General features: G+C 73.6%; 21 protein-coding genes and 1 pseudogene. 14 read left to right on the top strand and 8 right to left on the bottom strand.

The genetic code is table 11. The features are described from left to right. Together J7I94_RS07050 and J7I94_RS07045 are read left to right on the top strand one after the other, a co-directional pair. Window positions 1-209 (top strand): annotated as a pseudogene (locus J7I94_RS07050) (hypothetical protein); the annotation flags it as partial. Continuing rightward, window positions 206-487 (top strand): hypothetical protein, encoded by a 282-nt coding sequence (locus J7I94_RS07045; RefSeq protein ID WP_215165970.1) that lies wholly within the window; start codon window positions 206-208, stop codon window positions 485-487. The pseudogene J7I94_RS07050 and the gene J7I94_RS07045, both read left to right, overlap by 4 nt. Window positions 488-489: 2 nt before the next feature. On the opposite strand, the gene J7I94_RS07040 is transcribed toward J7I94_RS07045, so the two are convergent. Further along, complete coding sequence (locus J7I94_RS07040; protein ID WP_215165968.1) at window positions 490-1,134, bottom strand: dihydrofolate reductase family protein; 645 nt, start codon at window positions 1,132-1,134, stop codon at window positions 490-492. Between the two features lie 141 nt (window positions 1,135-1,275). On the opposite strand from J7I94_RS07040, the gene J7I94_RS07035 reads away from it, so the two are divergent. From J7I94_RS07035 to J7I94_RS07020, 4 genes are all read left to right on the top strand, one after another. Then, on the top strand, window positions 1,276-2,340 hold the full coding sequence (locus tag J7I94_RS07035) for an esterase-like activity of phytase family protein (protein WP_215165966.1): 1,065 nt from the start codon (window positions 1,276-1,278) through the stop codon (window positions 2,338-2,340). A gap of 86 nt (window positions 2,341-2,426) precedes the next feature. Then, window positions 2,427-6,158, top strand: coding sequence for an ABC transporter ATP-binding protein (locus tag J7I94_RS07030; RefSeq protein WP_215165964.1), 3,732 nt, complete (start codon window positions 2,427-2,429; stop codon window positions 6,156-6,158). Between the two features lie 57 nt (window positions 6,159-6,215). After that, on the top strand, window positions 6,216-6,605 hold the full coding sequence (locus tag J7I94_RS07025; protein WP_215165962.1) for a hypothetical protein: 390 nt from the start codon (window positions 6,216-6,218) through the stop codon (window positions 6,603-6,605). 53 nt (window positions 6,606-6,658) lie between these two features. After that, window positions 6,659-8,128 carry a S28 family serine protease gene (locus tag J7I94_RS07020; RefSeq protein WP_215165960.1) on the top strand — a complete coding sequence of 490 codons (1,470 nt, stop codon included), beginning with the start codon at window positions 6,659-6,661 and terminating at the stop codon, window positions 8,126-8,128. Window positions 8,129-8,163: 35 nt separating this feature from the next. Here J7I94_RS07020 and J7I94_RS07015 read toward each other — a convergent pair whose 3' ends face one another. The 3 genes from J7I94_RS07015 to J7I94_RS07005 form a co-directional block, all read right to left on the bottom strand. Further along, a complete protein-coding gene (locus J7I94_RS07015; RefSeq protein WP_215165958.1) occupies window positions 8,164-8,823 on the bottom strand; it encodes a hypothetical protein in 660 nt (219 codons plus the stop codon). Window positions 8,824-8,991: 168 nt separating this feature from the next. Beyond that, the gene (locus J7I94_RS07010) at window positions 8,992-10,839 is read right to left on the bottom strand and encodes a glycoside hydrolase family 3 protein (RefSeq protein ID WP_215165957.1); all 1,848 of its coding nucleotides are present in this window, start codon (window positions 10,837-10,839) and stop codon (window positions 8,992-8,994) included. Between the two features lie 580 nt (window positions 10,840-11,419). Further along, window positions 11,420-12,337: a LysR family transcriptional regulator gene (locus J7I94_RS07005; protein WP_215165956.1), complete on the bottom strand. Its 918-nt coding sequence runs from the start codon at window positions 12,335-12,337 to the stop codon at window positions 11,420-11,422. 89 nt (window positions 12,338-12,426) lie between these two features. On the opposite strand from J7I94_RS07005, the gene J7I94_RS07000 reads away from it, so the two are divergent. The 4 genes from J7I94_RS07000 (at window position 12,427) to J7I94_RS06985 (ending at window position 15,484) form a co-directional block, all read left to right on the top strand. Then, window positions 12,427-13,416: an EamA family transporter gene (locus J7I94_RS07000; RefSeq protein WP_215165955.1), complete on the top strand. Its 990-nt coding sequence runs from the start codon at window positions 12,427-12,429 to the stop codon at window positions 13,414-13,416. After that, window positions 13,337-13,969 (top strand): GNAT family N-acetyltransferase, encoded by a 633-nt coding sequence (locus J7I94_RS06995; RefSeq protein ID WP_215165954.1) that lies wholly within the window; start codon window positions 13,337-13,339, stop codon window positions 13,967-13,969. The genes J7I94_RS07000 and J7I94_RS06995 overlap by 80 nt, the downstream gene beginning before the upstream one ends. 110 nt (window positions 13,970-14,079) lie before the next feature. Then, window positions 14,080-14,331 carry a hypothetical protein gene (locus tag J7I94_RS06990; protein ID WP_215165953.1) on the top strand — a complete coding sequence of 84 codons (252 nt, stop codon included), beginning with the start codon at window positions 14,080-14,082 and terminating at the stop codon, window positions 14,329-14,331. Between the two features lie 106 nt (window positions 14,332-14,437). Continuing rightward, the gene (locus J7I94_RS06985; protein ID WP_374198362.1) at window positions 14,438-15,484 is read left to right on the top strand and encodes a DUF2637 domain-containing protein; all 1,047 of its coding nucleotides are present in this window, start codon (window positions 14,438-14,440) and stop codon (window positions 15,482-15,484) included. 18 nt (window positions 15,485-15,502) lie between these two features. Here J7I94_RS06985 and J7I94_RS06980 read toward each other — a convergent pair whose 3' ends face one another. Beyond that, window positions 15,503-16,303 carry a sugar phosphate isomerase/epimerase gene (locus tag J7I94_RS06980; protein ID WP_215165952.1) on the bottom strand — a complete coding sequence of 267 codons (801 nt, stop codon included), beginning with the start codon at window positions 16,301-16,303 and terminating at the stop codon, window positions 15,503-15,505. A gap of 223 nt (window positions 16,304-16,526) precedes the next feature. On the opposite strand from J7I94_RS06980, the gene J7I94_RS06975 reads away from it, so the two are divergent. After that, window positions 16,527-17,729: a hypothetical protein gene (locus tag J7I94_RS06975; protein ID WP_215165951.1), complete on the top strand. Its 1,203-nt coding sequence runs from the start codon at window positions 16,527-16,529 to the stop codon at window positions 17,727-17,729. A 342-nt stretch (window positions 17,730-18,071) separates the two neighbouring features. Here the strand turns inward: J7I94_RS06975 and J7I94_RS06970 are convergent, their stop codons facing one another. Then, entirely contained in the window at window positions 18,072-19,118 is a 1,047-nt protein-coding gene (locus J7I94_RS06970) for a LacI family DNA-binding transcriptional regulator (RefSeq protein WP_215165950.1), read from the bottom strand. 177 nt (window positions 19,119-19,295) lie between these two features. Between J7I94_RS06970 and J7I94_RS06965 the strand changes: the two genes are divergently transcribed. From J7I94_RS06965 to J7I94_RS06955, 3 genes are read left to right on the top strand one after another with little or no spacing between them, the layout of a single operon-like run. Then, the gene (locus tag J7I94_RS06965; RefSeq protein WP_215165949.1) at window positions 19,296-20,447 is read left to right on the top strand and encodes a Gfo/Idh/MocA family protein; all 1,152 of its coding nucleotides are present in this window, start codon (window positions 19,296-19,298) and stop codon (window positions 20,445-20,447) included. Continuing rightward, complete coding sequence (locus J7I94_RS06960; protein WP_215165948.1) at window positions 20,444-21,598, top strand: dihydrodipicolinate synthase family protein; 1,155 nt, start codon at window positions 20,444-20,446, stop codon at window positions 21,596-21,598. Before J7I94_RS06965 ends, J7I94_RS06960 begins: the two co-directional genes overlap by 4 nt. 32 nt (window positions 21,599-21,630) lie before the next feature. Then, window positions 21,631-22,428 carry a sugar phosphate isomerase/epimerase gene (locus J7I94_RS06955; protein WP_215165977.1) on the top strand — a complete coding sequence of 266 codons (798 nt, stop codon included), beginning with the start codon at window positions 21,631-21,633 and terminating at the stop codon, window positions 22,426-22,428. Between the two features lie 205 nt (window positions 22,429-22,633). On the opposite strand, the gene rbsD is transcribed toward J7I94_RS06955, so the two are convergent. Together rbsD and J7I94_RS06945 are read right to left on the bottom strand one after the other, a co-directional pair. Beyond that, a complete protein-coding gene (rbsD, locus tag J7I94_RS06950) occupies window positions 22,634-23,020 on the bottom strand; it encodes a D-ribose pyranase (protein ID WP_215165947.1) in 387 nt (128 codons plus the stop codon). Then, window positions 23,017-23,919: a ribokinase gene (locus J7I94_RS06945; RefSeq protein ID WP_215165946.1), complete on the bottom strand. Its 903-nt coding sequence runs from the start codon at window positions 23,917-23,919 to the stop codon at window positions 23,017-23,019. The genes rbsD and J7I94_RS06945 overlap by 4 nt, the downstream gene beginning before the upstream one ends. Between the last annotated feature and the right edge of the window lie 46 nt (window positions 23,920-23,965).

The following is a 23,965-nucleotide window of genomic DNA, read 5'->3' as shown; positions in this document are numbered from 1 at the left end:
CCGCCCGCCGGGCCTGGCTGCCCCTGCTTCTGCTGCTCGACCTCCTCCTCCCCGCCACCGGACGGCGCCGCCGCCGACGGCGCCCCGCACCCGCGACGTACGCCCCCGCCCCCACCCCACCCCGACCCCGCCCCGCGGAACCGCTCCTGCGCGGCGAGGACAACGCCCTGGTCCGCCCCTACCTGAAGGCCCTGGAGGCGGTCCGATGACCGACAGCCTCGGTACGCCCCGCCGCCTGCCCTGGACCGGCCCCGACGGCAAGCCCGCCTACCTGCTGACCGACGGGACCGGGCCCCTGTCCCGGCTCGTCGACGCCGTCGACGCGCAGCAACTGGAGATGGCGGGGCGGTTGCTCGACCACGCCGCCGACATCCTGGACGACGACAGCGCGACCAGCGACCAGCTCCGCTACCTGCTGACGTGCATGTACGACGCGCTGACCGACGTACACCGCATCGCGGAGCACCGGCACGGAGCGGCCCGCTGACCTCACCTCCGCCAGAACAGGTGGTGCGTCACACCGCTCGGACTCGGCACCACCTCCAGGTGGTACCGGTCGAGCAGGTCCTCGGGGGAGTCCCACAGGCGCAGGCCGGAGCCGAGTTCCACCGGTGAGACGGCCACGTGCAGCGTGTCGACCAGGCCGGCGGCGAGGAACTCCCGCACGGTGGTGACCCCGCCGCCGAGCCGGACGTCCTGGCCCCGCGCGGCCTCCCGTGCCCGTTCCAGGATCGCGGCCGGGTCGCCGGCCACGAAGTGGAACGTGGTGTCGGAGAGGGTGATCGAGGGGCGTTCGTGGTGGGTGAGGACGAACACCGGGGTGTGGAACGGCGGCTCGTCGCCCCACCAGCCCTGCCAGTCCAGGTCGGTCCACGGCCCGCGCTGGGGGCCGAACTTGTTGCGGCCCATGATCTCGGCGCCGATGTTCCGCGCGAAGTCCCGGGTGAAGTAGTCGTCCAGGCCGCGGCTGCCCCCGGGATCGGTACGCATCGGCCAGCTCGCCGTGGCACCGGCCCAGGAGAACAGCCGCTCGGCCCCGGGCAGCCCGAACGGGTTCTCCAGGCTCTGCCGTTCCCCGGCGGCGAGCCCGTCGGCCGAGACGTTGAAGTTCATGACTCTGAGCAGCTGGCTCATCTGTTCTCCTCCGGTTCCGCGCCCGTGCGCGCCCCTGGTGCCACCACCCGTACGTCGAACGGCGGCGCACCGGATCGACAACGGCCCGCAAGTTTCTTTTCGCGCCCACCCGACGTCACCCGATCGCCGTACCGTGCCGCCATGCACTCGAAGACTCTGCGCACCGCGCTCGCCACCGTCACCGCCGGCCTGGCCGCCGCCACCTGCCTCACGGCCGCCGGACCCGCCGCCGCATCACCCGCGGCGGCGCCCGCGGCGTCCGGCGTCGCGGCGCGGAACGCCTGCTCGTCCTCCGTGGCCATCGAAGGCTTCTCCGACGCCCACGACAAGACGACCTACGAGGGCACCTACGTCGGCAACTTCTCCGCGCTGGCCACCGACCGCCACGGCACGATCGCCGCGCTGTCCGACCGTTCCTTCCTCTTCCGGCTGGACGAGGACACCCTCCGGCCGAAGTCCGTCGTCGCGCTCGCGGACGAGAGCGGTGCCGCGCTGGACAGTGAGGGACTCGTCGTCGACAAGGACGGCACGTATCTCGTCTCCTCCGAGACGGAGCCGTCGGTCCGCCGCTACTCCCGTACCGGCGAGATCCTCGACACCCTCCCCGTGCCGGACGCGCTGCGCGCGACGCCGGCGGGGCGGGGACAGTCCAACGGGACGTTCGAGGCGCTCACCCTGCTGCCCGACGGCCGGACCCTGGTCGCGTCGATGGAGTACGCCCTCTCCGGTGACGACACGAGCCTCGTCCGGGTCCAGACCTGGCAGCGGAAGAAGGGCGGCGGTTTCCGGCTGGGCGCGCAGTACGCCTACCAGGTCGACGCCGGTCTCGGTGTGCCCGAGGTCACCGCGACGCCGGACGGGCGGCTGCTGGTGCTGGAGCGCGGGTTCACCTCCGGGGTCGGCAACACCGTCCGCCTGTACCTGGCGGACGCGCGCCGCGCCACGGACGTCAGCGGGACCGAGACGCTGACCGCCGGGCAGCGCGGCCTGCGGACGGTGAAGAAGACCCTGCTCACCGACATCGCCGCCTGCCCCTCCCTCGGCGCCACCGCCAAGCAGCCCCAGCCCAACCCGCTCCTCGACAACATCGAGGGCATGGCGGTCACCGGCCGCACCAAGGGCCGTCTCGACGTGCTCCTGGTCAGCGACGACAACCAGAACGCCACCCAGACCACCCGCTTCTACCGCTTCCGCGTGCGGGTCTGACCGGCACGAATTGTTACGGCGGGATGAAATCCCGCCCGGTCCGCGTTGGTGCCTTCCGGCAGATCAGGACAACCGGAAGGCACGGCGTGGACGCGCGACGGGGATGGGCACGACGACTGGCGGGCTATGCCTGGCGCTACCCCAAGGACGTCGTGCTGGCCCTAGGCGCCTCGCTGGGCGGCATGGCCGTCATGGCGCTGGTCCCGCTGATCACCAAGGTGATCATCGATGACGTCATCGGGGACAAGAGCAGATCCATGGCCACCTGGGCCGGGCTGCTGGTCGGCGCGGCGGTCGTCGTCTACGGGCTGACCTTCCTGCGGCGCTACTACGGCGGGCGGCTCGCCCTGGACGTCCAGCACGACCTGCGGACGGACATGTACGACGCCATCACCCGGCTGGACGGGCGGCGGCAGGACGAGCTGTCCACCGGGCAGGTGGTCGGGCGGGCGACCAGTGACCTCCAGCTGATCCAGAGTCTGCTGTTCATGCTGCCGATGACCATCGGGAACGTGCTGCTGTTCCTGATCTCCCTGGTGATCATGGCGTGGCTGTCGCCGCCGCTCACCCTGGTCGCGCTCGCTGTCGCGCCGGCGCTGTGGTTCATCGCCCGCCGCAGCCGCTCCCGGCTGCACCCGGCCACCTGGTACGCACAGGCCCAGGCGGCGGCCGTCGCGGGTGTGGTCGACGGCGCCGTCAGCGGCGTACGCGTGGTGAAGGGGTTCGGGCAGGAGGAGCAGGAGACCGGGAAGCTGCGGCAGATCGGGCGGAAGCTGTTCGCGGCGCGGCTGCGGACCATCCGGCTGAACGCCGCTTACACCCCGGCCCTGCAGGCGGTCCCCGCCCTCGGCCAGGTCGCCATGCTGGCCCTCGGCGGCTGGCTGGCCGTGCACGGGCACATCACGCTGGGCACCTTCGTCGCTTTCTCCACCTACCTCGCCCAGCTCGTCGGCCCGGTGCGGATGCTCGCGATGGTCCTCACCGTCGCCCAGCAGGCCCGCGCCGGCACCGAACGCGTCCTGGAGCTGATCGACACCGAGCCGGTGATCCAGGACGGCGGCCTGGAGCTGCCGGCCGACGCGCCGGCGACCGTCGAGTTCGACGACGTGTCGTTCGGGTACGACACCGCCTCCGGCAAACACAGCCCCGTGCTCGACGGGCTCTCCTTCGAGATCCGGGCCGGCGAGACCCTCGCCGTCGTCGGCGCCTCCGGCTCCGGCAAGTCCACCGTCTCCCTCCTCCTGCCGCGCTTCTACGACGTGACCCGCGGCGCCGTCCTCGTCGGCGGGCACGACGTGCGCGAGCTGACCCTGCGGTCGCTGCGGGCCGCGATCGCGCCGGTCCCGGAGGACTCGTTCCTCTTCTCCGACACCGTCCGCGCCAACATCGCCTACGGCCGCCCCGACGCGAGCGACGAGGAGGTCGAGGCCGCGGCCCGCGCCGCGCAGGCCGACGGGTTCATCCGGGAGCTGCCCGACGGCTACGACACCACCGTCGGCGAACACGGCCTGACCCTCTCCGGCGGCCAGCGCCAGCGCGTCGCGCTCGCCCGCGCGCTGCTCACCGACCCCCGGCTGCTCGTCCTGGACGACGCCACCTCCGCCGTCGACGCCCGCGTGGAACACGAGATCCACGAGGCGCTGCGGGAGGCCATGCGCGGCCGGACCACGCTGCTGATCGCGCACCGCCGCTCCACCCTGAACCTCGCCCACCGCATCGCCGTCCTCGACGCCGGCCGCCTCGCCGACATCGGCACCCACGAGGAACTCCAGGAGCGCTGCGCCCTCTACCGGCGGCTGCTGACCGACCCCGACGAGCTGGGCGCCGTCTCGCCCGGCCACACCGTCCGCTCCGCCGGACCGGTCGAGGACACCTCGGTACGCGATGAACTGGACGCCGAGTTCGACGCCGAACGCGGCATCACCCCGCGCCTGTGGACCGGGGAACGCGAGCCGCGCGACGCCGCCCTCGCGGGCACCCCGGCCACCCCCGAACTGCTCGCCCAGGTCGAGGCGCTCCCGCCCGCCACCGGCACCCCGGACATCGACGAGGAGCAGGCGGTCCGGCCCGAGGAGTCCTACGGGCTGCGCCGCCTGCTGCGCGGCTTCGGCCGCCCCCTCCTCGCCAGCCTCGCCCTGGTCGCCGTCGACGCCGGCATGGGCCTGCTGCTGCCGGTCCTCATCCGGCACGGTATCGACGACGGTGTCTCCCGGCTCGCCCTCGGCGCGGTCTGGGCCGCCTCGCTGCTCGGGCTGCTCGCCGTGCTGGCGCAGTGGTGCGCGCAGAGCGGTGAGATCCGGATGACCGGACGGACGGGGGAGCGGATCCTGTACGCGCTGCGTCTGAAGATCTTCGCCCAGCTCCAGCGCCTCGGCCTCGACTACTACGAGCGGGAGCTGACCGGGCGGATCATGACCCGGATGACGACGGACGTGGACGCGCTGTCGACGTTCCTGCAGACGGGGCTGGTCACGGCGTTCGTGTCGGTGGTCACGTTCTTCGGCATCATGGTCGTGCTGCTGGCCCTCGACCTCCAGCTCGCCCTGGTCGTCTTCGCGACCCTGCCGCTGCTGGTCGTCGGCACGTTCTTCTTCCGCCGGGCGAGTGTGAAGGCGTACGAGCTGGCCCGCGAGCGGGTCTCCGCGGTCAACGCCGATCTCCAGGAGACGGTGGCGGGGCTGCGGATCGTGCAGGCCTTCGGGCGGGAGCGGGACGGCGGGCGGCGGTTCGCCGAGCGCAGCCGCAGCTATCGGGAGGCACGGGTGCGGGGGCAGTTGCTGATCTCCGTCTACTTCCCGTTCGTCCAGCTGCTGGCGTCGGCCGCCGCGGCGGCCGTGCTCGTCGTCGGCGGCGGGCGGATCGACGACGCGGGGCTGACCACCGGCGCGCTGGTGGCGTACCTGCTCTACATCGACCTGTTCTTCGCCCCCGTGCAGCAGCTCTCCCAGGTCTTCGACGGCTACCAGCAGGCGTCCGTCTCGCTGGGCCGCATCCAGGAACTGCTGCGCGTCCCGACCTCGACGAAGGCCGCCGAAAAGCCCCTCGACGTGCCGTCCCTGCGGGGCGAGATCGCCTTCGAGGGGGTGCGCTTCGCGTACGGGGCGGAGGAAGAGGCCATCAGTGGCGTGGACCTGCGCATCCCGGCCGGGCAGACCGTCGCCTTCGTCGGCGAGACCGGCGCCGGCAAGTCGACGCTGGTCAAGCTGGTCGCCCGGTTCTACGACCCGACCGGCGGCCGGGTCACCGTCGACGGGCAGGACCTGCGCGCCCTCGACCTGGCCGCCTACCGGCACCGCCTCGGCGTCGTCCCGCAGGAGGCGTACCTCTTCCCGGGCACCGTCCGGGACGCCATCGCCTACGGCCGCCCCGACGCCACCGACGCCGAGGTGGAGGCGGCGGCCCGCGCGGTCGGCGCCCACGAGATGATCGCCACCCTCGACGGCGGCTACCTCCACGAGGTCGCCGAACGCGGACGCAACCTCTCCGCCGGGCAGCGCCAGCTGATCGCGCTGGCCCGCGCCGAGCTCGTCGACCCCGACATCCTGCTCCTCGACGAGGCGACCGCCGCCCTCGACCTGGCCACCGAAGCCCAGGTCGACCAGGCCGCCGACCGGATCGCCGGACGGCGCACGACCCTCGTCGTCGCGCACCGGCTGACCACGGCCGCCCGCGCCGACCGGGTCGTGGTGATGGACGGCGGCCAGGTCGCCGAGGACGGCACCCACGAGGAACTCCTCGCCCGCGGCGGACGGTACGCCCGGCTGTGGCGGGCCTTCGTCGGCGCCGCCGAGCCGGAGGAACCGGTCGGGGTCGCCTGAACGTCGTACAGCCGTACGTCAGTGAGGGTCATACGGAGTCGTACAGAGGGGACGGCCATGGGCAAGGGCCCTGGTATACGCAGGCGGCTGGCGCTCGGCACGGCGGTACTGACCGCGGCCGGACTGCTCACCGTCGCCGCACCGCAGGAGGCCCAGGCGGCGGCCCCCTGCCCGGGCCGCAAGGTCCGCACGCTCCCGTTCGCCACCGGCTCCGCCGTCGTCTACAAACGCGACGGATACGTCTGCGCCGTCACCCTCCCGAAGAAACCCGGCACCAAGCGCGCGATGTCGGTGAGTCTGCGGGCGCGCGGCGGCCGGCCGGTCGTCGACGAGGGGCGGTACGCCTACCGGGCCGGGCCCGTGACGGTGTACGCCGGGCAGCGCTGTGTGTGGGTGAAGGGCAAGGTGGGGTCCAAGTCGGTCAGCTCGGGCTGGATCCTGTGCTGAGACACAGGCTTCTGCTAGCTTCCGGCGGACGTCAGTTACCCAGGGGAGGGTGCATGCGCAAGGCGCTCAGATGGCTGCTGGCGCTGGCGGTGCTCATAGGCACCGTCAGTACGGCCCAGGCGGCCACCGCCTCCCCCACGCTCGACTTCGCTCGCGCGGGGGGACCCCCATCGCCGGAAGCCACGGTCTCCGCCGACATCAAGGACAGACTCCTGTCCGTACCGGGGATGAGCCTGATCGAGGAGAAGCCGTACCCCGGCTACCGCTTCTTCGTCCTGAACTACACCCAGCCGGTCGACCACCGGCACCCGTCCAAGGGCACCTTCCAGCAGCGGATCACCGTGCTGCACAAGGACACCGCCCGTCCGACGGTCTTCTACACCGGCGGCTACAGCGTCTCCACCACGCCCAGCCGCCGCGAGCCGACCCAGATCGTGGACGGCAACCAGGTCTCCATGGAGTACCGCTACTTCACCCCGTCCCGGCCCGAGCCGGCCGACTGGTCCAAGCTGGACATCTGGCAGGCCGCCGGCGACCAGCACCGCGTCTTCAAGGCCCTGAAGAAGATCTACTCCCAGAACTGGATCTCCACGGGCGGCTCCAAGGGCGGCATGACCGCCACCTACTACGAGCGCTTCTACCCGCGTGACATGGACGGCGTCGTCGCCTACGTCGCCCCCAACGACGTGGTGAACGGCGAGGACTCGGCGTACGACCGGTTCTTCGAGACGGTCGGCACGGCGGAGTGCCGGGCCCGGCTGAACGGCGTACAGCGCGAGGCACTGGTGCGCCGGGCCCCGCTGGAGGAGAAGTACGAGGCGTACGCCGCCGAGAACGGCTACACCTTCGACACCATCGGCGGCCTGGACCGGGCCTACGAGGCGGTCGTCCTGGACTACGTCTGGGGGTTCTGGCAGTACAGCACCCTCGCCGACTGCGCCGACATCCCGGCGGACGCCAAGAACGCCACCGACGACGAGATCTGGACCTCCGTCGACACGATCTCCGGCTTCTCCTTCTACACCGACCAGGGCCTGGCCCCGTACACGCCGTACTACTACCAGGCGGGCACCCAGCTCGGCGCGCCCACCATCCACTTCCCGCACATCGAGAAGAAGTACATCCGCTACGGCTACCAGCCGCCGCGCAACTTCGTGCCCCGGGACATCCCGATGCGGTTCCAGCCGTTCGTGATGGACGACGTGGACGCGTGGGTGAAGCGCAACGCCGACCAGATGCTGTTCGTGTACGGCGAGAACGACCCGTGGGGCGCCGAGCCGTTCCGGCTGGGCCGCGGCGCGCGTGACTCGTACGTCTACACCGCCCCCGGCATGAACCACGGCGCCAACGTCGCCGGACTCGTCGCCGAGGAGAAGGCGGCGGCCACGGCCCGCATCCTCGACTGGGCCGGTGTCGCCCCGGCGTCCGTGCGGGCCGACCCGTCGGTGGCGAAGCCGCTGGCGAAGTTCGACGCCCGCCTCGACCGCCGGGACGTCGAACGCGAGCCCGCACTGCGCCCGTGACACGGTGAGGCGGTGATGCGGTGAGGCGGTAAGGCTCACACCGGCCGGGCGCAGCCCACCGGACGCTCCCCGCCGAGACGGACGTACAGTGCCGTCGCGGCGGGGCAGCGGGCCCGGTCGGTCACCGCGTCGACCACCTTGTACTGCGGGGCCCGCTCGCCCGTGCCGGCGCAGGCCGTCTCCCGGACCTCGTCGCCGCCGGCCTCGTACACGCAGTCCCCGACGATGGTGCGCGGGCCGCCCCCGCCGCCGGGATCGCCGGGGTGCGGCGGCTGGAGGTTGCGCATGCAGGCGTAGCCCCGGGGCACCGCCCCGTCGCTGTCCTCGTCGGAGGAGGGCCGCTGCTCGCTGATGTGCAGCACGAAGTCGGTGGTCGCCGGGCACGGCGGACCGCCCTCCTCCCGGCCGTCGTGCCGGGCCACGACCCGCGCCGCCGCCCGCTCACTGGCGCACGCCACCTCGGTGAAGCTGGTCGTGCCGAACGAGCTGCACTCGTCGACCGCGAGGAACACCGCCCCGTACCCGGACGGCCGGACCGTCGGCGCGGCCCCCGCCGTGCCGCCGCCCAGCCGTCCGTCCGCCGCGGTCGTCGCGCCGGGCGTGCTCTGGCAGGCGCTCAGCAGCACGGTGCTCAGCAGCACGGCGCACAGCGCGGAGAGCGCCACCGGCGCCCCCGCGGACCCACTCCGACGCATCGCCGCCCCCGCATTCCCCCCGTACGGCCCCGCGTTCTCCGGGACCACCGTCCAGCGTGACCTGCCGCGGCGGGCGCACGCCAGACGCGCGGGGGTGTATTGCGCCGCGTGCGGGGCCCGCGACCGGCGCGTGTCGTACGCGCGCTACGCCCGGTACGACAGCGCGCGCTACGCCCGGTACGACAGCCCGTGCCCGGCCGGCAGGAGCACCGCCGTCGGGTCGTCCGCCCGCGGCACCGGCACCGGCAGCCTGCCCCGGGGCCGTACCCGCCCGGCGAGGACCCGGGCCGCCGCGCGCACCTCGACGTCGGTCCAGCCGTAGGCGGCCAGCACGGCCGCCGCGCCGGGGAGATGGGCGACGTCGTACGGGTTGCGGACGGCGACCACCGCCACCGGCTTCCCGGCCGCCGCCAACTCCCGTACCAGGACCGCCTGCCGGCTGCCCGCGGTGACGTTGTAGGTGACGGCGACGACCGCGTCGGCGTCCCCGGCCGCCGTGACCGCCCGCTCGACGACGGCCGCGGACGGGGAGGTGCCGGTGGACAGGGCGGTGGCCGTGAAGCCCAGTCCGGTGAGCGCGTCCGCGAGCACGCCGGTCGGCGGGCCGGTCGTACCCGTGGGGGAGGCGGGGTCCGCGCCGACGACCAGGAGCCTCGGGGTGCGGCGCCGCTCCAGCGGCAGCAGCTCCCCCTCGTTGACCAGCAGGGTGGTCGTCCGCTCGGCGATCCGGTCGGCCGCCGCGAGGTGCGCGCGGACCCCGACCGTACGGTCCACCTCCCGCCGCGAGGTGTACGGGTCCCGGAACAGCCCCAGCTTCCGCTTCAGCCGCAGCACGCGCAGGACCGATTCTTCGAGCCGCGCCTCGGTGAGTTCCCCCTCCCGTACGGCGGTCAGCACCGCGTTCCAGGCCAGGTCCAGGTCGGGCGGGTTGAGGAGCTGGTCGACGCCCGCCTTCAGCGCCAGCACCGGCACCCGCGCGTCGCCGTACTTGGTCCGTACGCCCTCCATGGCGAGGGAGTCGGTGACGACGACCCCGTCGTAGCCCAGTTCGTCGCGGAGCAGGCCGGTGAGGATCGGGCGGGAGAGGGTGGCCGGGTCACCGGAGTCGTCGAGCGCCGGGACCATGAGGTGAGCGGTCATGATCGCGTCGATGCCGGCCTCGATCGCGGCCTGGAACGGCGGCGCGTCCAGCTTCTCCCACTCCTCGCGGCTGTGCGTGATGACCGGGAAGCCGGTGTGGCTGTCGACGGAGGTGTCCCCGTGTCCGGGGAAGTGCTTGGCGCAGGCGGCGACGCCCGACCCCTGGTACCCGGCGACCTCGGCGGCGACGAGGCGGGCCACCGCCTCCGGTCCGGAACCGAAGGAGCGGACGCCGATCACCGGGTTGGCCGGGTCGACGTTGACGTCGGCGACGGGCGCGTAGTCCTGCCGGATGCCCATCGCGCGCAGCTCGGCGCCGGCGATCCGGCCGAGGGCACGGGCGTCGGACCGTGAACCGCCGGCCCCGATCGCCATCGCCCCCGGGAACAGCGTGGCCGGCGCGCCCACCCGGGCCACCGCGCCGTGCTCCTGGTCGGTGGAGACGAGCACGGGCAGCCCGCGCTCCAGCTCCAGGGAGGCCCGCTGGATGCCGTCGGACAGCGCGGCGATCTGGTGCGGGTCGCGGGTGTTGTGCGCCCAGGTGAAGTAGAGGACGCCGCCGACCCGGTACTTGGCGACCAGTTCGGCGGCGGTGCGGACGCCGAGTTCCTTCAGGTTGGCGTCGATGTCGGCCTGGTCGGGGGCGGTGGCGGAGTGGCCGTAGACCCGGCTGACGAAGAGCTGGCCGACCTTCTCCTCCAGGGACATCCGGGCGACGAGGGCACGGAGCCCGTCGCCGTCCGGTACGGCGGTCCGCGCGGACGCGGTGCCGGCGGCGGCGAGGGCCGCGGTGACGCCGGCGCCGGCGGCGAGGAGGGTACGTCTGGAGGGCTGTGCGGCGGACTGTGCGGCGCTTTCCGTGCTGCTGTCGGGCACGTGCGCTCCTTTGCGGACCGGGGACGGCTGACGGAAACTTCCGGGAAGTCAGCAATATCCGGGAAGTTTCCGCCGGTCAAGGGAGCGCACAGACGCGGCGGGGCGGGGCCGCCGCCGGCGCAGGGAGGGAGGGCGCCGGCGGCGGTGCGGTGCCGGCCGGGGTGCGGCGGAGAGGGTTGGTCAGCGATCGCAGCCAGCAGCGAGGGCCGACACCGCACCACGGAGACTCGTCCGGCAACGCGGGCATTGGACGGTCGGACCCGGGCCCGGGTTCCCGTCCCGGCCGGGTCGGTGCCGGTGTGCACGAGGGGGCGAACGGGCCCCGGACCGATCCCGCTGCCGAGGGTGTACGTGCGGGAAACGGATGACACTTCGGCCCCGGGTGTCATCCGTTTTCCGGGGTTCTTCCGGGGTTCTTCCGGGTCCGGCGTGTCGGGTCCCTCCCGAGTGGGGACCGGCGGGCGGTACGTGCGGGAAATGGAGGACACTTCGGCCTCGAGTGTCATCCGTTTCCCGGGGACACCTCGGGTCCGGTGCGTCGGACCTCTGCGGGGCGGGGCCCGCCGCCGACGTGCCGGGGTCAGTCCCGGGCGTGGGCCGAGACCGCCGGCCAGTGCGCGCGCAGCGCCCGTACCGTCTCCGCGATCGCCGGACGCCGGGCCGCCCCCGTCCGCCACAGCGCGTACAGCCGCCGTACCGGCATCGGGTCGAGCGGCACCTCCACCACCCCGGCGGGCAGCGGCCCGCGCCCGAGGCGGGGAATGAGCGCGACGCCGAGCCCGGCGGCGACCAGCGCGACCAGCGTCGGGTTCTCGTCGGCCTGGTGCACGATGTCGGGCTCGTGCCCGGCGGCGCGCAGCGTCCGCACCAGCCAGTCGTGACAGACCCGGCCCGGCGGCTGGCAGATCCACCGCTCGCCGCCCAGCTCCTCCCGCCGTACCGCGTCCCGCCCGGCGAAGGGGTGGCCCTCGGGGACGAGCAGATCGCACAGGTCGTCCCCGATGACCGCCTGCTCGACCCCGGCCGGCGCGGGCAGCGGCGCGATGTCCCAGTCGTGCGCCACCACCAGGTCGACCGCCCCCTTGGCCACCAGCCCCACCGACAGATGCGGGTCGACCTCGGTCAGGCGCGCGTCCAGCGCGGGGTGCTCCCGGGCCAGCTCCGCCAGTACGCCGGGCAGCAGCCCGCGCGCCGCCGACGCGAACGCGGCGATGGCCAGCGGCCCGGCCGGCCGCCCCCGCCGCTCCTCCAGCTCCGTCTCGGCCCGCTCCACGATGGTCATCAACTCACGCGCGGTGTCGGCCAGTTGACGCGCCTCGGCGGTGAGCCGTACGCCCCGCCCCTCCCGTTCGAGGAGCACCGTCCGGGTCTCCCGCTCCAGCTTGGCGATCTGCTGGGAGACGGCGGACGGCGTGTAGCCCAGCGCGGTGGCGGCGGCGCCGACCGTGCCGTGCACCGAGACCGCGTGCAGGGCACGCAGCCGCTGGAGATCGAGCACAGGCCCGCCCCTTTCATCAGTGTTGCTTCATCCAACCATGCAGTATTCATCGCTGGTGCTTCACGGTCCTCGCCGGTCATCCTCGGCGTATGCGACCGTCCCACCTCTTCCTCGCCGTCCTCGTCGCCGCCGTATGGGGCGTCAACTTCACCGTCATAGAGATCGGCCTCGACCACTTCCCGCCGCTGCTCTTCTCCGCCCTGCGCTTCCTGGTCGCCGCACTCCCCGCGGTGTTCCTCGTGGGCCGCCCCAAGGTGGCGTGGAAGTGGATCGTGGCGGTGGGGCTGGTGCTGGGCGTGGCCAAGTTCGGCCTGCTGTTCGTGGGCATGGACGCGGGCATGCCGGCCGGGCTGTCCTCCCTGGTGCTCCAGATCCAGGCGGTGTTCACGGCCGTGATCGCCGGGGCGGTCCTGGGGGAGCGGCCCACGCGCGTGCGGGTGGCGGGCATGGCGGTGGCCCTGGCCGGCATCGGCGTCGCGGCCTGGGACGAGGGCACCTCCGGCCCGCTGGGCGCCTTCGCCCTGGTGATCGCGGCGGCGGCGTGCTGGGGCGTCTCCAACGTCCTGACCCGCAAGGCGTCCCCGCCCGACTCGCTGAACTTCATGGTGTGGGTGAGCACCGTCCCGGTACTGCCCCTGCTCGCCCTGTCCCTGCTCACCGAGGGCCCCTCCGCCGACTGGGCGGCCCTGCGCGCGCTGGACTGGCAGGGCGCGGGCACGGTGGTCTACGTCGCCTGGGTCACCACCGTCTTCGGCTTCGGCGCCTGGGGCTGGCTGCTGCGCCGTCACCCGGCCTCGGCGGTCGCGCCGTTCTCGCTGCTGGTCCCGGTCTTCGGGATGTCGTCGGCGGCGCTGTTCCTGGGCGAGTCGGTCTCCCCGGCCCGCTGGTGCGCGGCGGCGCTGCTGGTGGCCGGGGTGGCGCTGACCTCGCTGCCGTCCCGGCGCGGGCGGACCGGAAAACCGTTCGACGGTCCCGTCGGCGGTGGGAACAATGCGGCCGGTGACATTCACGATGAAGGCCCCGGTCCTCGACGGCACGCTGGTACGGCTGGAGCCGCTGGCCCGGCGGCACGCGGCTGACCTCGCCGAGGCGGCCGAGGAGGACCGCTCCGGCTACGGCCACACCTGGGTGCCGAGGGCCGGCGAGGTCGACGCCTACCTCGACACGCAGCTCGCCCGCGCCGAGTCCGGGCGGCTCGCCCCCTACGCCCAGATCTCCCTCGCCACCGGCCGGGCCGTCGGCGCCACGGCCTACTGGGAGCCCCGGTCCTGGCGGACGGAGGACGCCCTGGACGCCGTGGAGGTCGGCTTCACCTGGCTCGCCCGCTCGGCCCAGGGCACCGGTCTGAACGCCGAGGCCAAACTGCTCCTCTTCCGGCACGCCTTCGAGGTCTGGGGCGTGGCCCGCGTCGACTTGAAGACGGACGCCCGCAACAGCCGCTCCCGCGCGGCCATCGAGTCGGTGGGCGCCCGCTTCGAGGGCGTCCTGCGCAACTGGTCCCGTTCCTGGGCCCCCGGCGAGGAGGACCGGCTGCGGGACTCCGCCGTCTACTCGATCACGGCGGCGGAGTGGCCCGAGCGCCGCGAGCGGCTGGCCCGGAAGGTCGCGGACAGCGCGGCGGTACGACTATGAAACAAAGCCTCTTTTCGTCCCGTCGGCATGCTGCGAATAAATGACTTGTCCGGCTGATTGTTCACTCGTGTGCCGCGCATCCAGCGGAGTGACCCGGCGTTAGTCGGAACATGAGCAAGGTGACTGGGTGCACGGCCGCGCCGAACGTGCTCTCGCTGGGTTCCTCCACTTACGTCCAGGCGCCGGTGCACTCGGCGGCCGCGGTGAACGGAACTCTGTCGAAAGGCGGACTCCCTGTGACCCTCAGGGAGACGGGGCCGATTCTGCGGGATTTCCTGGACGTGCTGGGTGAGCTGCAGGACGATTTCACCCGCCGCTTGGGCGCGATCAAAGAATGGCCAGTACTGTCGCGAGCTGAATGATCGGGCCCTATTTATCGTGTATGACGACGAACTCGTTTACGGCCGCGGATTCCCGGGACCTTACGCGGCTTCTTATCCGAATTCCTACCCGAACCGGACCACCGGCGTGTACGACGAGGCGGGCCATGGCCGGCACCGCGCTCCCGCCGACGACACGGAACCCCTCGTACCGGACATGGCCTGGGACGAGGAACTGGCCGTCATGCTCCAGGACGCCCTGGAGGAGCAGCTTCCCGGCGGGCCACCGCACCCGGACCGGCGGAGGGACGGTCTCGACGGCCTCGACGAGACGCCGGCCGCCGCCCCGGCACCGGGCAGCCCCCTGGGGAACCTGCGGGACATCACAGAGGAACTGCCCGCGCTGAAGGAGACCCGGGCCGGTCGCAGCCACCGCCGGGCCCGTCCGCCCCGTCCGCCCCGGGGCCCCCGCGGGGTCGAGGCCGTCAGTTACGTCACCGCCGCGCTCGCCACCGTCATCGCCTCCGGGGTGAGCCTGCTGAGCGGCATCGTGGCCTACGACCCGCTCCGCGTCGTCGCCGTGACCCGGCTGGAGTCCGGTGTGGTCGCGTGGTGGCCCCTGCTGGTCTTCGGCCCCTGGCTGGTGGCGTCGCTCTCCGTCCTGCGGGCGGCACTGCACCAGCGCCGGGCCCTGCACGCCTGGTGCGTCGTCCTGGGCTTCTCGCTCATCGCGGTCTTCCTGTGCGTGCTCCAGGCGCCCGGCACCGTCGTCGACGTGGCCGCCGCCGCCCTGCCCGGGCTGGCCTCCCTGGCCTGCTTCCAGCAGCTGGTACGGCAGATCACCCTGACCCGGCCGCCCAGGCGCCGCGCGCCGCGCCACCGCGTACGCCCCGAGCCCCGGCAGCAGGCCGAATCGGACCGGAAGACCGGGACCGGCGGGACGCCCGACGCGACGACGGACGCCCCCGCCCCGACGGCGACGGCCTCCGCCCCTGCCCCTGCCCAGACTCCCGCTCCCGCCGCCCCCGCCGGCCCCCGGTACGACGCCCGCCGGGAACCCCGCCGTCCCGCGCCCGCGCCGCCGCCCCGGACGCCGGAGCCCCCCGTCACGACGTACGTGATCAGCAACGGCCGCCCGCTGCGGACCCGGCAGACCGGTCAGCCCCGGTCCTTCCCGACGCCGCGGACCGGCTGACCGCAGGGGCCGCCCGGTTCAGGCCGACTCGTTGAGCAGCCGGGCCAGATGCCGCCGTCCCGCGCCCAGGATCCCGGGCAGCGGGGCGGCGTTCTCGTACCACCGCTTCTCGTACTCCCAGCACAGCCAGCCGTCCCAGCCGTGCCGGGACAGCAGGTCCACGCACTCGGTGAGCGGCAGCACACCCTGACCGAGCGGCAGCGGCGTGGTGTCGTCCGCCGAGGCGATGTCCTTGACCTGCACATAGCCGAGGTGCGGGGAGAGCGCGGCGTAGGACTCCGCCGGCTGCTCACCGCCCAGCCAGGTGTGCATCACGTCCCACAGCGCACCGGCCTGACGGTGCCCGACCAGGCCGAGGACGCGGATCGCGTCGGCGCCCGTGCGGTGCGAGTCGTGGGTCTCCAGGAGGATCCGCACCCCCGCCTCGGTGGCGTACTCGGCGGCCGTGCCCAGCCGCCGGGCGGCCGTCGCGTCCGCCTCCTCGGGGCTCTGCTCGGTACCGCCGCCGGGGAAGATCCGCACGTAGGGGGCGCCCAGGTCGCGGGCGAGGTCGAGGAGGGCGCGCAGCTCCGCGAGGACGGGGGCGTCGTCGCCGGGGGCCGCGACCCGCACGTAGCCCGCGGCACAGAGGATCGCGACGCCGGCCGCCTCGAACTCGGCCGCCACCGCGGCCCGTTCGGCGGGGGACAGGCCGGGGTGCACCGGTTCCTCGGGGTGGGCGCGCAGTTCGACCCCGTGCCAGCCGTGCTCGGTCGCGAGCCGCAGCACGTCGGTCACGGGCATTCCGGGGACGCCGAGGGTGGAGAACGCGAGCTTCATGGTTCCGGACAGTACCCGCCGCGCCGCTCCTCACTCTTGAGGCACTCCTCGCCCTCCCGCCCCAGGGAGCCGGGGACGCGGGCCGGCGGGAGGGACCGGGGGCCAAGTGCCCGGGCTCTCGGGGCAGGTGATGCTGCCTCCGTGGGCCTGGCACGGGTCGGGCGCGTCGGGTAGACAGGGGCGGAGTCCGTCGTGCCTCCCCCCCCTGTGAAAGGGCGTTCCGGTGCCCGTGTTCGACCACCGCCGAGATCCTTCCGAGCGGACGGGCCGGGACGTGTCCCGTGCGGGCACAACCGTCCCCGCACGGTCCGCCGGCCCGCTGCCGAAGCTGCTCGCGGCGCAGAGCACGGCCGGGAACACCGCGGTGGTGCAGATGCTGCGGCAGGGCGGGCACCGCTTCGCCCAGCACGCGCACGGCGCGGGACGCGGACACGGGGCGAGCACGGGAGCGGGCTCCGGTGCGCGGGCCGCCGCGCCGGTCCAGCGGGTGGCCAAGGAGAGCGTGCAACAGCCGGCCGCCGAGGAGCGGTCCGCCGAGGTGCCCGATCTGCCCCGCGAACTGGTCGACGCCATCGGCCGTGCGCGGTCGGCGGCCGAACGGCGGGAGGTACTCGTGCGGATGCGGGACTACATCCTGGAGCGCTTCAACGACCTGCACATCTTCGGCGCGCTCAGCGAGGAGCAGACGGGCCTCCTGGCGCAGCTGTACCAACGTGTACACGTCACCTACAGTCACGTGCGTACCGGCGCGATGGCCCACACGCAGGAGCTGCTCGGGCAGGCCACCGGTGATCGGATCGACGCCGCGCCGATCGTGATCACCGTGTACCGGGCCGCCTTCGAGGGCGGCGCCGCCCAGCTGTACAGCACCCTGCGGCACGAGCTGATCCACGCCGTCCAGCGGTCGATGGTGCCCGACGAGGGCCAGGCGTCCGCCACGGACGACGTCATGTACGAGGACCTGTACGAGGCGGGCACCGGCGTCCCGACCAGGAACACCCTGCAACTGCCGTTGCAGGAGATCGAGACACACGTGTGGGAGCTGACCCACGCGGGCGAGACCGGCGTCGACGCCGGTTACCGGGCCGACACCGTGACGTACCTCCTCCAGTACGCCGAATCGCTCACCCAGGGGGTTGGCGGGGCCACCTACGAGCAGTTCGCGTACTGGGTGAACTACCTGCTCAAGGCGGTCGGGATGCTGGAGAGCGCCGCCGGAGCCGTCAGCGACGCGCAGAGCGTGCGCCGCATCCAGCGGGCCGCGGCCGAGCTCCGGGCCGCGATCGACAACCGCTCGGGCTCCGGCGGCGGCAGCGGCGCACGCGGCGGCCGCAAGCGCTCGGGCGGCAGTGGCAGCGGCAGCGGCAAGCGCTCGGGTGGCAGCGGCAGCGGCGGCCGCCGCCGCAGTGGCCGGACGGCAGCTTGACACCCCCGGCCCGGCCTGCCGACCGGACGGCGCTGAGACACCCCCGGCCCGGCCTGCCGACCGGACGGCGCTGAGACACCCCCGGCCCGGCCTGCCGACCGGACGGCGCTGAGACACCCCCGGCCCGGCCTGCCGACCGGACGACCACGTGAGGCAGCGCCGGGCCCCGGCCTGCCGGCCGGACGGCGCTGGACCCGGCGCCGGCTTCGGCCGGGTGCCTGACGGTCGCCCCCGCTCCGACCGCTGAGCCCCACCGACAGCCCTCACCGACAGCCCTCACCGACAGCCCTCACCCACAGCCCTCACCGGCAGCTTTCACCGGCAGCCCCCACCGGCCACCCCTCACCCCCGAGGCCGTCCGGAGGACCCCCGTACCATCAGCTCCCCCCGCACCGTGGCGATCCCCCCGGGCGGTGCCTCCTCCCGCCCCATCGCGATGCGCCCGGCCCGCGCCCCCGCCTCCGCCAGCGGCAGCCGTACCGTCGTCAGCGCCGGCACCGCGTCGACGCTGAACGGCAGGTCGTCGAAGCCCGCCACCGACACGTCCGCCGGGATCCGCAGCCCCGACTCCCGCAGCGCCGCGCACGCCCCCAGCGCGACGGAGTCGTTCGCGGCGACCACCGCCGTCAGGGACGGGTCCCTGCGCAGCAGCTCCAGCGTGGCCTCGTAACCGGACCGGCGGTCATAGCGCCCGTGGACCGTCCAGCGCGGGTCCTCCGCGATGCCGTGCGCGGCGAGCGCGGCCCGGTGGCCCTCCAGCCGGTGCCGGGTGGTCGTCCGTTCCACGGGCCCCGCGATGTAGCCGACGCGCCGGTGCCCGAGCCCGATCAGGTGCTCGGTCAGCTCCCGCCCCCCGCCCCGGTTGTCGAAGGTCAGCGCGATCGCCCCGGTGTCCGGCGCCGGCGGCCGGCCGCACAGCACCACCCGGGTCCCCGCCTCCGCGAGCCTGCGCAGCTTCGCCGCCACCGCCGCCTGGTGCGGCGCGTCCTCCACCGCCCCGCCGGTCAGCACCACGGCCGCCGCCCGCTGCCGTTGCAGCAGCGTGAGGTAGGTCAGCTCGCGCTCTGGGGAGCCGCCGGTGTTGCAGACCACGGCGAGCCGCTCGCCGCCCGCCCGGCCGCCCGGCCCGCCGATCTCGGACTGGATCGCGCTTGCCATGATCCCGAAGAACGGGTCGGCGATGTCGTTCACCAGGATGCCGACCAGGTCGGAGGTGGCGGCGGCGAGCGCGCTCGCGGGGCCGTTCAGTACGTAGTCCAGCTCGTCGACCGCCTTGAGCACCCGCTCCCGGGTGGACGCGGCGACGGGATAGTTCCCGTTCAGCACGCGCGACACCGTCGCGGGGGAGACCTGCGCGCGGGCCGCCACGTCCGCCAGGGTCACCGTCATGTCCTCGTCCTCCGCATCGTCGCGCCCGGGAACCCGGCAGGCGCGTCACCCCACTCGCCCGGCCGTGGTCTTGTCCGGACCACCGTCCACAGGCTAGCGTCGTATCGGATAGAAAGCGCTTGCTATCACGCCCGCCCCGGCGGAAGCGGCGCGCGAACCGCGTACGAAGGGAATGACGTGACACGCAAGACGGTGCGTATCGCCATGAACGGTGTGACCGGGCGCATGGGCTACCGCCAGCATCTCGTCCGCTCCATCCTGGCCCTGCGCGAACAGGGCGGACTCGACCTGGGCGACGGCACCACGCTGTGGCCGGAGCCGGTCCTGGTCGGCCGCCGCGAGCACGCGCTCACGGCGCTCGCCGAACGCCACGGCCTCGACCACATCTCCACGGACCTGGACGCCGTCCTCGCCGACGACAGCGTCGACATCTACTTCGACGCGCAGGTGACCTCGGCCCGCGAGGAGGCGATCAGGAAGGCGATCGCCGCCGGCAAGCACGTCTACACCGAGAAGCCCACCGCCACCGGCCTCGACGGCGCCCTGGAGCTGGCCCGCCTGGCCAACGCCGCCGGCATCAAGCACGGCGTCGTCCAGGACAAGCTGTTCCTCCCGGGCCTGCTCAAGCTCAAGCGCCTCATCGACGGCGGCTTCTTCGGCCGGATCCTCTCGGTGCGCGGCGAGTTCGGCTACTGGGTCTTCGAGGGCGACTGGCAGGACGCCCAGCGCCCGTCCTGGAACTACCGCGCGGAGGACGGCGGCGGCATCGTCGTCGACATGTTCCCGCACTGGGAGTACGTCCTGCACGAACTGTTCGGCCGGGTGACGTCCGTCCAGGCACTCACCGCCACCCACATCCCCGAGCGCTGGGACGAGAACGGCAAGCCCTACGACGCCACCGCCGACGACGCCGCTTACGGGATCTTCGAACTGGACGGCGGCGCGATCGCGCAGATCAACTCCTCCTGGGCGGTCCGCGTCAACCGCGACGAACTGGTGGAGTTCCAGGTCGACGGCACCGAGGGCTCGGCCGTCGCCGGCCTGCGCGACTGCCGCGTCCAGCACCGCTCGGCCACCCCCAAGCCGGTCTGGAACCCCGACATCCCCGCCACCTACGCCTTCCGCGACCAGTGGCAGGAGGTGCCCGACAACGGCGAGTTCGACAACGGCTTCAAGGCGCAGTGGGAGCTGTTCCTGCGCCACGTCTACGCCGACGCCCCCTACCACTGGGACCTGCTGGCCGGCGCCCGCGGCGTCCAGCTCGCCGAGCTGGGCCTGAAGTCCTCCGCCGAGGGCCGCCGCCTGGACGTACCGGAGATCGCGCTGTGACCCTCCACCTCCCGAACGCCGACGGCACCCTGCGCGCCTACGCGCCCCGCACCGAGCCGGTCGCGCGGACAGCGCCGGGAAGCGCTTTCACCTCCCGTACGGTCTTCTCGGCCGCGCACGTCGTCGCCGATCCGTACGCCGACACCACCCCCGACGGCCCCGCCGCCGTCGACTGGGACGCCACCCTCGCCTTCCGCCGCCACCTGTGGTCGCACGGGCTCGGCGTCGCCGAGGCGATGGACACCGCCCAGCGCGGCATGGGCCTGGACTGGGCCGGCGCCGCCGAACTCATCCGCCGCTCCTCCGCCGAGGCCAAGGCGGCCGGCGGCCGGATCGCCTGCGGCGTCGGCACCGACCAGCTCACCACCGGCACCCTCGCCGACATCCGGGCCGCCTACGAGGAGCAGCTCGCCGTCACCGAGGAAGCGGGCGCCCAGGCCATCCTGATGGCCTCCCGCGCCCTGGCCGCCGCCGCGCGGGGCCCGGAGGACTACCTGGAGGTCTACGGCCACCTGCTCCGCCAGGCCGCCGAACCGGTGATCCTGCACTGGCTCGGCCCGATGTTCGACCCGGCCCTGGAGGGCTACTGGGGCTCGTCCGACCTCGACACGGCGACCGGCACCTTCCTGGAGGTCATCGCCGCCCACCCCGACAAGGTCGACGGCATCAAGGTCTCCCTCCTCGACGCCCAGCGCGAGATCGACCTGCGCCGCCGCCTGCCGCAGGGCGTGCGCTGCTACACCGGCGACGACTTCCACTACCCCGAGCTGATCGCCGGCGACGACCAGGGCTTCAGCCACGCCCTGCTCGGCATCTTCGACCCGCTGGGCCCGCTGGCGGCCGAGGCGGTCCACGTCCTGGACACCGGGGACACGGACGGCTTCCGCGCCCTCCTCGACCCCACCGTCGACCTCTCCCGCCACCTCTTCCAGGCCCCGACCCGCTACTACAAGACGGGCGTGGTCCTCCTGGCCTGGCTGGCGGGCCACCAGTCCCACTTCTCGATGGTCGGTGGTCTCCAGTCGGCCCGCTCCCTGCCCCACCTCGCCCGCGCCTACGAACTCGCCGACGGGATCGGCCTGTTCCCCGAACCGAAGCTGGCCGAGGAACGGATGCGCACCCTGCTGTCCCTGTACGGAGTCACCCAGTGAGCGACGACCTCTCCCGCTTCTCCATCAACCAGATGACCGTCAAGCAGCTCACGCTGCCCGAACTGACCGCTGCCTGCCGCGACCTGGGCGTCGGCAACGTAGGCCTGTGGCGCGAACCCGTCCAGGAGTACGGCGTCCAGGCCACCGCCGAGCTGGTCCGCGACGCGGGCCTGCGCGTCACCACCCTGTGCCGCGGCGGCTTCCTCACCGCGACCGACCCGGACGCCCGGAAAGCGGCCCTGGACGACAACCGCCGCGCCGTCGACGAGGCCGCCGTCCTCGGCACCGACACCCTGGTGCTGGTCTCCGGCGGCCTGCCGCCCGGCGACAAGGACCTCACCGCCGCCCGCGAACGCATCGCGGACGCCCTCGCCGAACTCGCCCCCTACGCCGAGGAGCACGGCGTCCGCCTCGCCATCGAGCCGCTGCACCCGATGTACGCGGCCGACCGCTGCGTGGTCTCCACCCTCACCCAGGCCCTGGACCTCGCCGAACGGTTCCCCGCCCACCAGGTCGGCGTCACGGTGGACACGTACCACATCTGGTGGGACGACCGGGCGCCCGAGCAGATCGCGCGGGCGGGCGCGGGCGGCCGTATCCACACCTTCCAGCTCGCCGACTGGACCACCCCGCTGCCCGAGGGCGTCCTCAACGGCCGCGGCCAGCTCGGGGACGGCTCGGTCGACATGCGGGAGTGGAAGGGGTACGTCGAGGCGGCCGGGTACACCGGTCCCATCGAGGTGGAACTGTTCAACGAGGGGCTGTGGGCCCGCGACGGCCGGGAGGTGCTGGCCCAGACGGCCCGGCGGTTCGTGGAGCACGCGCTCTGACGCCCACGCACGCCTCCGCACAGCCGCTGAAAAATCTTCGTGTCCCCGTGCAACCCTTCGCCCACCCGGCGTGTCGTACATGGCATCAGGACACCCGCAGGGGGAGATCTGGGGGGATCGCGGAGTCCTGAGGGAGGGGAAACGCGAGGGGGCCCGGTCGGTGAACCGGGCCCCCGGAGTGTCGTTCGGGGCAGGCGGGTCAGGGTCAGAAGAAGACCCCGCAGCGCAGCAGCACATTGGCGTACGGCCGCGCCTCCCCGGTCCGCACCACCAGCCGGGCCCCCGTGGACAGCTCCTTCAGCCGTTCGTGCGGGACGAGGACGAGGGCGGGCAGCGCGTCCAGGAGCCGAGCCGCCTCGGGGTTGGCCGCCCGTACCTCCTCCGCCCCCGTGGCGCCCTCCACCACCAGCTCCGCCAGCAGCCCGTCCAGCACCTCGGCGAAGGACGGCACCCCGGCCCGGAACGCCAGGTCGACGACGCGCGGCCCGTCGGGAATCGGCATCCCCGCGTCGCACACCAGCACGCCGTCCCCGTGGCCCAGCCCGGCCAGCGCTCCGGCGAGATGCCGGTTGAGGATCCCGGCCTTCTTCACAGCGCCGCCACCTCCTCGGCGGTCGGGTACGACTCCTGCGCCCCCGCCTTGGTCACGGCCGCCGCGCCGACCCGGGCCGCGTACGCCGCCGCCTCGGCCGGCGGGGCGCCCGCGCCGAGCCGGTAGGCCAGCGCCGCGGTGAACGCGTCGCCCGCGCCCGTGGTGTCCACGACGTCCACCGCCACCGACGCCACCCGCGTCACGCCCTCCTTCGAGGCCACCAGCGCGCCCTCGGCCCCCAGGGTCACCACCACCGAGCGCGGGCCCTTCGCCAGCAGGATGCGGGCCCAGTCCTCGGGGTCGTCGCTCACACAGGCGGACCCCAGGATCACCTTCGCCTCGTGCTCGTTGACGATCAGCGGGTCGCAGGCGTCCAGCACCTCGCGCGGCAGCGGGCGCGGCGGCGACGGGTTGAGGACGAAACGGCTGTCCGGGGTCAGGCTCCGCACCACCTCCACCACCGTCTCCAGCGGGATCTCCAGCATCGTGGACACCACCCGGGAGGCGTGGAAGAGGCTGGTGGCGGCCCGGACGTCACCCGGGGTGAGCCGGCCGTTGGCGCCCGGCGAGACGACGATGCTGTTGTCCCCGGACGGGTCCACGGTGATCAGCGCGACGCCGGTCGGCACGTCGCCGACCAGGACCCCCACCGTGTCGACGCCGGCCGTCCGCTGCGCGTCCAGCAGCAGCCGGCCGTGCCCGTCGTCACCGACCTTGGCCAGCAAGGCCGTACGGGCCCCGAGCCGGGCGGCGGCCACCGCCTGGTTGGCGCCCTTGCCGCCCGGGTGGACGGCCAGGTCGGAGCCGAGCACCGTCTCCCCGGCCCCCGGCCGCCGCTCGACACCGATCACCAGGTCGGCGTTGGCCGACCCGACGACCAGCAGGTCGTAGTCGTACATGGTCCATCTCCCCGCATCCGCGTCCGCGTCCGTGAGCTTGTGCCGC

The organism is Streptomyces sp. ISL-12 (genome assembly GCF_018614415.1).
Lineage (GTDB): Bacteria > Actinomycetota > Actinomycetes > Streptomycetales > Streptomycetaceae > Streptomyces.
The sequence above is the reverse complement of the archived record's forward strand: the minus strand, read 5'-3'. Positions and strand labels throughout refer to the sequence as shown.

Coding starts and splice junctions, on each gene's coding strand:
- J7I94_RS07045 (WP_215165970.1), top strand. CDS start 206: ATGACCGACAGCCTCGGTACGCCCCGCCGCCTGCCCTGGACCGGCCCC.
- J7I94_RS07040 (WP_215165968.1), bottom strand. CDS start 1,134: ATGAGCCAGCTGCTCAGAGTCATGAACTTCAACGTCTCGGCCGACGGG.
- J7I94_RS07035 (WP_215165966.1), top strand. CDS start 1,276: ATGCACTCGAAGACTCTGCGCACCGCGCTCGCCACCGTCACCGCCGGC.
- J7I94_RS07025 (WP_215165962.1), top strand. CDS start 6,216: ATGGGCAAGGGCCCTGGTATACGCAGGCGGCTGGCGCTCGGCACGGCG.
- J7I94_RS07020 (WP_215165960.1), top strand. CDS start 6,659: ATGCGCAAGGCGCTCAGATGGCTGCTGGCGCTGGCGGTGCTCATAGGC.
- J7I94_RS07015 (WP_215165958.1), bottom strand. CDS start 8,823: ATGCGTCGGAGTGGGTCCGCGGGGGCGCCGGTGGCGCTCTCCGCGCTG.
- J7I94_RS07000 (WP_215165955.1), top strand. CDS start 12,427: ATGCGACCGTCCCACCTCTTCCTCGCCGTCCTCGTCGCCGCCGTATGG.
- J7I94_RS06990 (WP_215165953.1), top strand. CDS start 14,080: ATGAGCAAGGTGACTGGGTGCACGGCCGCGCCGAACGTGCTCTCGCTG.
- J7I94_RS06980 (WP_215165952.1), bottom strand. CDS start 16,303: ATGAAGCTCGCGTTCTCCACCCTCGGCGTCCCCGGAATGCCCGTGACC.
- J7I94_RS06970 (WP_215165950.1), bottom strand. CDS start 19,118: ATGACGGTGACCCTGGCGGACGTGGCGGCCCGCGCGCAGGTCTCCCCC.
- J7I94_RS06955 (WP_215165977.1), top strand. CDS start 21,631: ATGACCGTCAAGCAGCTCACGCTGCCCGAACTGACCGCTGCCTGCCGC.
- J7I94_RS06945 (WP_215165946.1), bottom strand. CDS start 23,919: ATGTACGACTACGACCTGCTGGTCGTCGGGTCGGCCAACGCCGACCTG.